Below are 10,213 nucleotides of genomic sequence, written 5' to 3' on the forward strand. Positions count from 1 at the left end.
GCAGGAACGTATGCCAACGACATGTGCGCGGTACAGACCTCTGACGTGTTGTCATGGACACACTGGGGTGCTCTACTTCTTGCCGGAGTCCGGAGCTACGGTGAGCGGTGAGCGGGGCGTGGCGGTCGGCGGCACCCGGAGGCGCAGCGCGTCCGCACGCTCCTGCCTGACCGGCTGCCCGGCTCGCGTTCGGCGCGCTCGTCCAAGTCACCCCGGTGATCGAGGGCTTGGTGCCGCTGACGGAACTCGCCGACCACGAGATCACCGTGCCCGGGAAGGTGGTCTCCGTCGGCGACGACGTCCGTGTCGCCCTGCTCGACATCGACCTCGACCGCCCGCGCCTAGCCCTCTCGCTGCGAGCGGCGGGCCGGTTCCGTCCCGCCGCACGCGGGCCGGTCAGCGATTGCGGCCCGCTCAGCGCTTGCGGGCGGTGACCAGGGCGAAGGAGAGGAACTCCCCACCGTCGGCGGTGAGCATGTCGATGACGGGCTGGTTCGTCCGCCGGCCGTCCGGGTGGTGCTCGGCGCCCGCTCGTGCCCAGAGCAGCCAGTCCCGCCAGGCGTCCTGCTGCAACCGCGCGGAGGTGACGTCCACCAGCTCGGTGATCGCCCACTGGAAGCGCCACCACTCGGCCGTGTGCCAGGCGATCGCCTCCCAGCCGACGACCTTCCGGATGTGCGAAGGCACGGCTCCGAGTTCCCGGACCTCCCTCGTCATCGCGGGAGTCGCCACGCCCAGCTGTCCGCCGGGCCGGAGGAACCGCAGCAGGTAGGGGAGGTAGCCGTCCGCCGTACCGAAGTACTCGAACGCGTCCACGCTCACGACGGCGTCGAAGCTCTCCGCCTCGAACGGCAGGGCGTGCGCCTCGGCCCGGACGGCCTCCACCCGGTCGCCGACACCCGCCCCGTCGAAGACGGCCCGGGCCTCCTCGGCGGCGATCCACCAGTCGGCCGCCACGACCTGGACGCCGTACTCGCGGGCCAGGAAGACCGAGGTGGCCCCCTTGCCGGACCCGAGGTCGAGGACCCGCATCCCCGGACGCAGATCGAGGTCCTGGGCGAGGTCCTCCAGGAGCCACAGCGGATTCGGCCCCATGTCGAGGTCGAGCAACCAGGCGGGGTCGTAGTTGGAGGCACGCGGGTAGCGGTCAGGTCGTATCAAGGCGTCCAAGTCGGTCACGAGCACGAACCCAAGCCGATCACCGCCCCGGGGGCAAGCCGTTTTCGCCTCCTACCCCAGCCCGCTCCAGTCGCCCTGGCACCGCCACAGCGGCTCGTCGGGATCGGCGGGCGCCACTTCGCCGGCGTACGCGTAGCTACCGTCCAGCACGGCGAGCAGGAACGACGCGAACCCCCCGTCGAAGCGGTCCCACTCCTCCAGACCCCGGTAGAACGCGACCACCGGCCAGGCGTCCGGGTCATCGCCCTCGGTCAGCCAGAAGAACTGATCCGCGTTGAGGTTCGAACCCCACGCCAGGAGCCCACCCGGCTCGGGATGTACCGGGTACGGGCAGTCCGCGTCGGCCGCCAACTCGGCCGCGATCCCGTCGGTCGTCAGCTCCACGAACCCCGGGAAGCCGACGACCGACCCGCCGTCGTAGGAGCTCAGCGTCGGCACCGGCACCGACGAGCGGGCTCGCCGACGCGGGCCGGTCGACCGGCGACCGTTCGTCACAGAGCAGTTCCAGCACCCGCCGCAACCACCGCTGCACCCTGTTCCGCGAGCGCGTCGCGGGTCGACCGGAGGTCGTTCCCAGCGCCGGAGAGTTCCTCGGCCGACACGTGGCGATCCATGACAAGACCCTGGCCGTACGCAGCGACAACGGGCCCCGTACGGGCGAGGGGCCGGCGGAACCGGCGCCGGCCGGCAGAAGCCGGATGTGAAGCACGGGTGGGAGGACTTGAACCCCCAGCCTGCCGTTTTGGAGACGGCTGCTCTGGCCGATTGAGCTACACCCGCAGAGCCCGACCGGACTCGAACCGGCAGTCCCGCTCGGCAACGGTGCTCGGGCACCGCCCCCGCGGGCTACCGGCCTCGTCGGCCGTTGGTCCGATTCTGCGGCACGGACGGCTGCGCGTCACCGGGTTTTCCGCTCAAGCTCACACCTCGAGCAAGCTCACACCTCCAGGCAGCGACGGCGGCGGCCATGATGGCGGTGCCGCCCATGCTGTGGACGGTCACCGTGACTCCTCCCCCGGCTGAAGCCGGGGGCTTCTCGCTATGCCGGGTTGGCGTCGCGACGGGCCAGCCCGGCCCGTAGTACGTTCAGAGCGCCCACCGTGTCCGCGTGCGCGTTGTGGCCGCACGAGACGCAGTGGAACCTCTCCTGGGTGGGCCGGTTCTCCGCGCTGACGTGCCCGCATTCGGGGCAGGTGCGGGAGGTGTTGCGGGGGTCCACCGCGATCACGTCTCGTCCGGCGCTTTCAGCCTTGGCGTGCAGGATCGTCAGGAACACCCCCCCGGCATCTGAGATCGAGCGGTTGAGTCCGGCCTTCGCCGAGGCTCCGTTGGGCAGGAAGCCGCCCGGCCTCTCGGGGTCGGCCTTGGGCGCGGGTGCGCGGAGCATGTTGCGGATCTTGAGGTCTTCGTGCGCGATGAAGTCATGCTCGCGAACGAGGTCGAGAGCCGTCTTGTGGGCGTAGTCCAAGCGCTGGCGGCGCACCTTGCGGTGCAGATCGGCAACCTTCCGGACGGCCCGCCGGTGGTTGGCGGTGCGCTTGTCGCGGCGGACACGGGGGAAGCGGGACAGTGTCCGCTGCGCGGCTTCGAGCCTAGCGACGGCCTTGCGGCCGTGGCGCGGGTTGGGCACGAATACGCCGTTGGAGTCGGCGAGGAAGTTAACTGTGCCCATGTCGATGCCGACCATGCCGCCCGTCGCGGGAAGCGGCTCGGGCTCGGCCTGCTCGGCGGTCAGGATGACGTACCGGCGCCGGCCTTCACGCTTGACCGACACGGTTTTGTGCCTCCGGTCCGAGGATCCGCTTCCTTCCCCGGCTGTTGCCGGGGGTACCCACGCAAGATCAGGGATGGAGGCGCCGAGCGCGCCGGCGGCGCGGACCGCGCTGGCCACGGAAATCGGGATCTCGAAGAGCTTCAGGTCCAGGAACACGTCCTTGCCCTTGGCCACGAGGTCCTTGGTCCTGCCGCCGTGAGCAGTTCGATCCCGACCTTGCAGAAACGGCACTCCTCACCCAGCCGGTCGACGACCTCGTCGGCTGCACGTCGGTGGTCGAAGTCCAAAGCAACGATGATCCGATCGGTTGGCTCCACGACGCCATTGCCGTCCACGGTGTTGCTGGGACGTCGGCGGCCCCTGCGGCCGAGCACCCTCGTCCATCGACTCCGGCCGTGCAACCCCGCTGAACCTACACGGTCACCGCACACCTGCGCGGGTTGCCGACGTACCGGGCAAGCCGGACAGAAGATTCTTCGGCCGAAAGCGCCTCAAGTGAGGTACTCGCACCGCACGGTGACGAAGATTTTGCGGTGCAGTCCGCGCGGCAAGCAGGGGAGGAACGAACTCCCGACTACAGCGCGACCTGCCGGAATCCCTCCGGGTCGGCGAGGAAGCGCGTGACCGCTTGGGCGAATCGGGTGGGAGCGTCGTGGTGGACGACGTGACCGGCGGGCAGCTCGACGAGGTGTGCCCGGCCAGGCCGACGGGTGATCATTTCGCGGGCATGGGAGGCGGTCAGCTCGTCGCTGCGCGTTCCGCGGATCAGCAGTACGGGGCAGGCCACGGCCGTCCAGTCCGGCCAGTGATCACCGTTGAGCGCCTGCTGGGACGCCACCGTGTGCTCGGCATCGAACGAGAACCCCCACCCGTCCGTAGACCGGCGGAAGGCGCAGGCGAGGTACGGGGCCGCCGGGCCCAGCGCGGCCGCCAGCTCCTGGCGCGAGGGCGCGTGGCCGGGCAGGCGCAGCGTGAACCGCCAGTCGCAGTCCACGACGGCGCCGATGTCCTCGACGATCAGCGCCGTGACCCGGTCGGGCTGCCGGGCGGCGTACTGATAGGCGTTCACTCCGCCCAGGGAGTGCCCCAGCAACGCCACCGGGCCGATGGCCAGATGCCGGTGGAAGGCGGCGACATCGGCGACGTAGTCGTCCCGTTCGTAGAGCGCGGCGCGATCGGACTCGCCGTGTCCGCGCTGGTCGAGCGCGATCACCCTCCAGTGCGGCGCCAGCGCCTCGGCCAGGGGCTCGAACGCCGACGCCTCGTTGTAGTGCCCGTGCAGGGCCAGGAGCGGAGTGCCCGGACCACCGAAGTCCAGGTACGACATCCTTCGTCCACCAACCATGAAGTACTCGCGCATGCCGCAGACAGTAGGCGGCAGTACTGACATTCGACCGGGCCACTTCGGGCGGCACCCGAGTGGCACCCTGGCGACCACGTGCGGCGCGCGCGTGCGACGGAAGGGGCGTGCGCTGCTCGCCCCGCTCCCCCGGGCGGTGCCACCCTTTCGCGGCCGACACGACGCGAACCGGACGTCCGGAATGGTCGCCCCGGCCCGGCCCGGCGGGGCCCCGCAGATCGAAACCGGCGCACGAGAGCCCGTCCGCGGACGAGGTGCGACACCGGGCGCCATCGGCCGGGCCTTGGCAGGGATCACCGCCACGGCCGACGCTCTGTGCACGGCCGATCATCGGTTGATCCCATCCCCCAGCCCCTGGAGGGCCCACCCATGTCGATCTCGCGCACCCGCCTCGCCGCCACCGCCCTGCTCGTCGCCGGCGCCACCGCCCTCGCCGCCCCGGTCCAGGCCGCCGGCGGGCACCGCGCCCTCAGCCACTTCGACGACGGCAGCTTCGAGACGCCGAAGGCCCCGGCGAACGCCTTCACCTCGCTGACCACCGGTCAGACCATCGGGCCGTGGACCGTCACCGCGGGCAGCGTCGACCTGATCGGCGCCGGCTTCTGGCAGGCCGCCGAGGGCGACCAGTCGCTCGACCTGAACGGTTCCAACAGCGGCACCGTCGCCCAGCGGTTCACCACCGTCCCGGGCAGCACCTACTCCGTCACCTACGCACTGGCCGGCAACCCGGAAGGCGGGCCCGCCCTGCGGACCGGGCGGGCCCTCATCGACGGCCAGGGCTTCCAGGACTTCTCCTTCGACATCGCCGGCCGGACGAGGGCCGCCATGGGGTACGTGGGACGCCAGTTCACCTTCGTCGCGCAGGGCCCGTCCACCACCCTGAGCTTCGCCAGCACCGTCGCGGGCGCCTACGGCCCGGTCATCGACAACGTCCAGGTGAAGGAGTGCAAGCCCTGCTGCGGGTGACCGACCCGACCCGCCGACACGGTCCGCCGACCCGACCCGTCGACCTGGTCCGCGACCTGATGCACCGACCCGAGGCACCGCCCCGGGTCCGGTGGGGCCGGCTGCCCCGCCGGACCCGGCTCGGGCCGTCGTCCCGGTGGCGGGGCGGCTACAGGTCCAGCTGGTACTCGTGGGCCGTGTGCGTGGGCAGGTAGCCGAGGGCGTCGTTGACGCGGCGCATGAACGGGTTGTTGTCGGCGGTGTCGGTGAGCAGGCCGCCGAGTTCGGGGTGGTGCGCGCGGGCCCCGGTGATCGCGGCGGCCTTCATCCAGCGGGCGAGGCCGTGGCCGCGGTGGTCGGCCAGGACGGCCGTACCGTAGTGCTGGGCGTCGCCGGTGCCGCCGCCGGGGACCACGAGTTCCGTGAAGCCGACGATGGAGCCGTCCGCCCGGTCGACGGCCGCGACGGTGTGCAGGACCTCCCCGCGTGCGGCGACGGCGGCGGCCGCGGCCCGCACCCGGTCGAGGTCCCAGACCACGGTGCCGTAGTCGACGGCGCCCATCGGCATGTCGTCCATCGCGCGGCGCGAGGCCGTGTAGGTGGCGGCGAGTTCGTCCGGCACCTGGCCCTCCCACGCCGTCAACCGGTAGCCGGGGTGCGGCGCTTCGGCGATCGCGGCCAGGGCGGGGAGGTCCGCGCCGGCCAGGTCCAGGCGGGCGTAGGTCAGGGTCAGTACGGTCCGGAAGCCGCCGGCGGTCAGGAACGCGGCGCCGGGGGTGCCGTCCCCGGCCTGGGCGACGACGCTGCGCCGACCGTCCTCACGGGCTGCCGCCGCAGCGGCCGCGAGCAACTGCGAGCCGACCCGCTTGCGCCGCTCGACGGGGTGGACCCGGATGTCCAGTTCGGCGAGGTGGCGCTGGCCGTCCGCGGTGAACAGGCGGAGGAAGGCGGACCCGACGGGGCTTCCGTCGGTGTCCGATGCCAGCCATGCCAACCTGCGGCCGGCAGGGCTCTCGCCGGGGTCGGCCAGGGCGGTGATGCGGACGGACAAGCTGTCTCCGTTGCTCGAGTGGTGCGACCTGCGTGCTCCGGCAGGGTATCGACGGGTCGTCATGGCGCCGACGGCAGGGCCAGGATGGGCCCGGATGGCCACGAATGGCCCCGGTGCCGAGGGCGGACGCCGCGCCGCTGTCCGACCACAGCCACGGACGGGAGACCGCAAACCGTCGGCCGTCCGGTCCGGTGGCCGGTGGCCGGTGGCCGGTCGGGCTGCACCGTCGCTCGCGCACCGCGCGGAGCCCGCCGGATCCGTCGCGGGGTGGGCGTTCAGGGGCCGTCGGATGCACCGGCGGCCGGCCGGCCCCCACCTGCGGAGCCGGCCGGCCGTGATCGGATCTGCCGTCGGACGCCGCGGACGTGGTCGGATGCCCGCCACGTCGGACGGTGGCTAGCGGATTGCGGGTGACGCCTGCGGGAGCGGGGTCGGGGTTGATGATGAAGTCCTCGGACCAGAAGGTGAGTTGGACGTCATGACCGACGGCTTCGATCACGTCGTGCAGGTTGCCGTGCTCACCTCGGTCGAGGAGGAAGATCGCATCGTCCCGGTGGACCGGATCCTGACGCAGCCAGGCGTCGAACCCGCCGAGGTCCGGGGCGCCGGTTGCGAGGTAGGGAACCAGTCGCCGGAACAGCTTGGGCCACATGACCAGTTGTTGCAGCACGGCGAGGTCGGGGACGGTCGCCTTGCCGTTCGGGTCGGCCTTCGAGTACGGCCACAGTCCCGCCCCGGCCGCCCGCGCGGACCGTGCGAGGCCCGTGAGGTGGGTGCGCAGCGCGGCGGGCAGGGTGGCGTAGAACGCCGGGTAGGCGTGGCCCTCGGTGAGCTGGACCGCATCGACCGAGCCGTCGATCCGGGTCTCGTCCACGAACACGGAGGTCCCGTCCGCCTCGGCCGGCTCTCCGGGGTGGACGAACGCGATCAGCCGGCCGTTCGCGTCGATGCCGTTGGAGAGCACGTGGCCGCCGGCCGACCTCGACCGTAACCCCCGGGACGGGTCCGGTGAACCCCCTCCTGCCCGGTTGCGGGGGAAGCACCGAACGTGACCGGCCCGCCGTGGCCCCGTGGCCGGACCTCGTCCACCGGGTCGGCGGAAGAGGCCCGGCCACGGGCAGCGATCCCCCCGACCGCCGCGGCGCTCAGGAGCGGGTCACACCGGTTCGACGCCCGCGAACGGCAGCGGCGGCGCGATCGCCTGGGCGTCCGCCCCCTCGCCCACCCACAGGCCGATGAGGAAGGCGGCCGTCGCCTCCAGCAGGCCGGCCCGGTCGAGCCCTCCCCCGTTGACCGGCACGCAGCCGAGGTCGCGGACCAGCGACCGTACCGTTTCGAGGGCCGGCGCATCGTCGCCGCAGAGTGGGACCGCGAGCGGGCGGCCGTCGAACACCGGCGGGGTCAGGCGCCACACGCTCTCGTGGCAGAGGTTGAACGCCTTGACCACGGACGCACCGGGCGCCGCGGCCGCGATGCGCTCGGCCGCCGAGGGCCCGCCCCGGGTTTCGAGGACGAAGCCCGACGCGACCGGGTTGGTGCAGTCGATCAGCGTCCGGTCCCGTAGCGCGTCGGCCAGGTCGGCGACCACGCCGAGCGCCGCCGCGTACGGCACGGCCAGCAGGACCGCGTCGCGGCCGTGCCGGGCGGCGTCCCGCAGGGTCCCCGCCCGCGCCCCGATCTGCTCCGCCAGGCCGGCGGCGCGGCCGGCGTCCCGTCCGCCCACCAGGACGTCGTGGCCCGCCCGCGACCACTGCGCGCCCAGCCCCCGTGCCATGCTGCCCGTACCGGCGATTCCGATCCTCATCGGTCTGCCTCCTGTTGGTCCCGTCCGTCGGATTCGGGACCACGGTAGGAAGCCGCTCGGGCACCATCTGGTAAGTGACCACTGATCAGGGATTCATCGCCGACTGCCGCGCCCGGCTCGCGTTCGACCTGCTCGCCAACACCTGGAACGCCGTGGTGCTGTGGGCCCTGCGCCAGGGACCGGTGCGGCCGGGCGAACTGCGCGAGCGGATCGGCGGGATCAGTCCCAAGGTCCTCACCGAGACGCTGCGCCGGCTCCAGTTCAACGGGCTGGTGGAGCGCCGCGCGTACGCCGGGTCGCCGCCGCACGTGGAGTACTCCCTCACCGGGTTGGGGCGGACGCTGCTGGAGCCCCTCGAAGCGTTCGGCACGTGGGCCGCCGAGCACGGTGACGACGTGATGGCGGCCCGGGACCGGGCGGAGGAGGCCGAACCTCGTAACGGCTCCCACAGCGGCTGACCCCGACCGGGCGGCGGCGAGGCGGGGGCGGCGGCCGGCCGGTCAGCAGGCGGGTCAGCAGGGCCGGTCGTGGGCGAGGGCCTCGGCGGCGGCCTTCAGGTCGCGCAGCCATGCGTCGAGTCCCTGCCGGAGGATCTCGGTCGCCATGGGGACGTTGGCGTCGACCTGGGGTCCGGTGTGGGTCTCCTCGGTAGTGACGCGGACGCCGTCCCGGACCTTGCTGAACCGCCACACGTGAACGCCGTCGATGTGCAGCCCTTCGCCGATCGCCGGGCCGGTCCAGCGGATGCAGGAGTTGCGTTCGACCTGCCGGACCGTCGAGGTGATCTCCAGGCTGGTGGCGGGGGTCGCGGGGTTGGGCGGCACCGGGGTCGTCCACCGGAACGACGAGCCCGCGCGGAACGGCCCGCTGTCGAGGCGCTCCGCGCTCTGGACGGGCGCCTGCCAGGACGGCCAGGTCTCCACGTCGGTCTGCAGCTGCCAGACGGTGTGCAGAGGCGCGTGGATCACGGTCTCGGCCCGGTGGCGGACCGGGGCGTCGGGGTCGACTCCCTGCCCCCGGCAGGTCAGGGACGTGCCGGGGCGGGCGGTGTGCGGTACGGCGGCGGCCGCCGGTGCGACCGCGGCGCCGAGGAGTCCGGCGGCGAGCGGAACGGCGAGCAGGGCGGCACGGGTGCGGGTACGGGTGCGGAGCATGGCGACCTCCGTGCGCTAGACAGTTTCGCGTTCGTTAGAAGTTGTAACTCACCTGCGCACGGATGGTCAATGGCTTCCGTGATAGGTTCTAACTAAGTCATGAGCCTGTAGCAGGGCGCCGGGAAGGGACGGACTGCGGTGACCACGGACGCACCCACGCCGCGCGAGCGCTACCGCACCCAGGTACGCGCCGAGATCGTCGACCAGGCCTGGAAGCAGATCGCCGCAGCGGGGGCGTCCGCCCTCTCCCTCAACGCGATCGCCAAGCAGATGGGTATGAGCGGACCCGCGCTCTACCGCTACTTCGCCAGCCGCGACGACCTGATCACCGAACTCGTCCGGCAGGCCTACCGCAGCCTCGCCGACACCCTCCGCACGGCGGCCACCGCGGGCGCCGACCTCGCCGACCTCGCCGGTCTCGCCGGGGCGCTGCGCGACTGGGCGCTGGCGGACCCCCAGCGGTACTTTCTCATCTACGGCACCCCGGTCCCCAACTACCGCGCGCCCGAGGACACCGCCGCCCTCTCCGACGAGATCATGACCGTCCTGCTCGACGCCTGCACGGCCCTGGCCGCCCCGGCGGAGCACGCGACACCGTTCGGCGCCCACCTGGCCGACCACCGCGACTGGGCCGCCGGCCACCCCGCCCCGCCGCAGGCCCTCCACCACTTCCTGACCGTCTGGACCCGCCTGCACGGCGTCCTGTCCCTCGAACTCGCCGGCCACTTCGCCGCGATGGGCTTCGACCCCGCCCGGCTCTACGCCGCGGAACTCGACGACCTCCTCGCACCACGGAGCTGAGCCGGGTCGATCCGCCGGCGTGTACCGGACGGTGGACAGCCGATGTACGACCATCACCACGGCCCGGAGGCGGGCGGGCCGCAGCACGATCCCGCAGAGAACGGGCGAACGAGCGGCGGCCTCCTGCGGGAACACCCGCAGGAGG

10 protein-coding genes, 1 tRNA gene and 2 pseudogenes are annotated in these 10,213 nt (G+C 72.5%); 5 read left to right on the plus strand and 8 right to left on the minus strand.

The window, feature by feature from the left end:
* Window positions 1–200: 200 nt before the first annotated feature.
* Window positions 201–434 (plus strand): annotated as a pseudogene (locus ACWGB8_RS16035) (S1 RNA-binding domain-containing protein); the annotation flags it as partial.
* On the opposite strand, the gene ACWGB8_RS16040 reads toward ACWGB8_RS16035, so the two are convergent.
* From ACWGB8_RS16040 to ACWGB8_RS16060, 5 genes and pseudogenes are all read right to left on the minus strand, one after another.
* Window positions 415–1,185 carry an SAM-dependent methyltransferase gene (locus ACWGB8_RS16040; protein WP_452214088.1) on the minus strand — a complete coding sequence of 257 codons (771 nt, stop codon included), beginning with the start codon at window positions 1,183–1,185 and terminating at the stop codon, window positions 415–417. The pseudogene ACWGB8_RS16035 and the gene ACWGB8_RS16040 overlap by 20 nt on opposite strands.
* 45 nt (window positions 1,186–1,230) lie before the next feature.
* Window positions 1,231–1,617 carry a hypothetical protein gene (locus ACWGB8_RS16045; RefSeq protein ID WP_452214089.1) on the minus strand — a complete coding sequence of 129 codons (387 nt, stop codon included), beginning with the start codon at window positions 1,615–1,617 and terminating at the stop codon, window positions 1,231–1,233.
* Between the two features lie 268 nt (window positions 1,618–1,885).
* Window positions 1,886–1,959, minus strand: a tRNA-Trp gene (locus tag ACWGB8_RS16050).
* Between the two features lie 259 nt (window positions 1,960–2,218).
* A pseudogene (locus ACWGB8_RS16055) lies at window positions 2,219–2,965 on the minus strand (RNA-guided endonuclease InsQ/TnpB family protein); the annotation flags it as partial.
* A 562-nt stretch (window positions 2,966–3,527) separates the two neighbouring features.
* A complete protein-coding gene (locus ACWGB8_RS16060) occupies window positions 3,528–4,313 on the minus strand; it encodes an alpha/beta fold hydrolase (RefSeq protein ID WP_452214090.1) in 786 nt (261 codons plus the stop codon).
* 369 nt (window positions 4,314–4,682) lie between these two features.
* On the opposite strand from ACWGB8_RS16060, the gene ACWGB8_RS16065 reads away from it, so the two are divergent.
* Window positions 4,683–5,279, plus strand: coding sequence for a choice-of-anchor C family protein (locus ACWGB8_RS16065; RefSeq protein WP_452214091.1), 597 nt, complete (start codon window positions 4,683–4,685; stop codon window positions 5,277–5,279).
* Between the two features lie 148 nt (window positions 5,280–5,427).
* On the opposite strand, the gene ACWGB8_RS16070 is transcribed toward ACWGB8_RS16065, so the two are convergent.
* A complete protein-coding gene (locus ACWGB8_RS16070; protein ID WP_452214092.1) occupies window positions 5,428–6,309 on the minus strand; it encodes a GNAT family N-acetyltransferase in 882 nt (293 codons plus the stop codon).
* Window positions 6,310–6,787: 478 nt separating this feature from the next.
* On the opposite strand from ACWGB8_RS16070, the gene ACWGB8_RS16075 reads away from it, so the two are divergent.
* Window positions 6,788–7,300 carry a hypothetical protein gene (locus tag ACWGB8_RS16075; RefSeq protein WP_452214093.1) on the plus strand — a complete coding sequence of 171 codons (513 nt, stop codon included), beginning with the start codon at window positions 6,788–6,790 and terminating at the stop codon, window positions 7,298–7,300.
* Window positions 7,301–7,465: 165 nt separating this feature from the next.
* Here ACWGB8_RS16075 and ACWGB8_RS16080 read toward each other — a convergent pair whose 3' ends face one another.
* Complete coding sequence (locus tag ACWGB8_RS16080) at window positions 7,466–8,113, minus strand: NADPH-dependent F420 reductase (RefSeq protein WP_452214094.1); 648 nt, start codon at window positions 8,111–8,113, stop codon at window positions 7,466–7,468.
* Between the two features lie 74 nt (window positions 8,114–8,187).
* Here ACWGB8_RS16080 and ACWGB8_RS16085 point away from each other — a divergent pair, with 74 nt between their 5' ends.
* Window positions 8,188–8,571 carry a winged helix-turn-helix transcriptional regulator gene (locus ACWGB8_RS16085; RefSeq protein ID WP_452214095.1) on the plus strand — a complete coding sequence of 128 codons (384 nt, stop codon included), beginning with the start codon at window positions 8,188–8,190 and terminating at the stop codon, window positions 8,569–8,571.
* A gap of 54 nt (window positions 8,572–8,625) precedes the next feature.
* On the opposite strand, the gene ACWGB8_RS16090 is transcribed toward ACWGB8_RS16085, so the two are convergent.
* Window positions 8,626–9,267, minus strand: a complete 642-nt coding sequence (locus tag ACWGB8_RS16090; protein ID WP_452214096.1) for an SRPBCC family protein — start codon at window positions 9,265–9,267, stop codon at window positions 8,626–8,628.
* Window positions 9,268–9,405: 138 nt separating this feature from the next.
* On the opposite strand from ACWGB8_RS16090, the gene ACWGB8_RS16095 reads away from it, so the two are divergent.
* Window positions 9,406–10,068, plus strand: a complete 663-nt coding sequence (locus tag ACWGB8_RS16095) for a TetR/AcrR family transcriptional regulator (RefSeq protein WP_452214097.1) — start codon at window positions 9,406–9,408, stop codon at window positions 10,066–10,068.
* The last annotated feature ends 145 nt before the right edge of the window (window positions 10,069–10,213 follow it).

Source organism: Kitasatospora sp. NPDC054939, assembly GCF_053610105.1.

Excerpts from the sequence above, each read along its gene's own strand:
- ACWGB8_RS16060 (WP_452214090.1), bottom strand. The coding sequence starts at position 4,313 with ATGCGCGAGTACTTCATGGTTGGTGGACGAAGGATGTCGTACCTGGAC.
- ACWGB8_RS16065 (WP_452214091.1), top strand. The coding sequence starts at position 4,683 with ATGTCGATCTCGCGCACCCGCCTCGCCGCCACCGCCCTGCTCGTCGCC.
- ACWGB8_RS16075 (WP_452214093.1), top strand. The coding sequence starts at position 6,788 with ATGACCGACGGCTTCGATCACGTCGTGCAGGTTGCCGTGCTCACCTCG.
- ACWGB8_RS16080 (WP_452214094.1), bottom strand. The coding sequence starts at position 8,113 with ATGAGGATCGGAATCGCCGGTACGGGCAGCATGGCACGGGGGCTGGGC.
- ACWGB8_RS16090 (WP_452214096.1), bottom strand. The coding sequence starts at position 9,267 with ATGCTCCGCACCCGTACCCGCACCCGTGCCGCCCTGCTCGCCGTTCCG.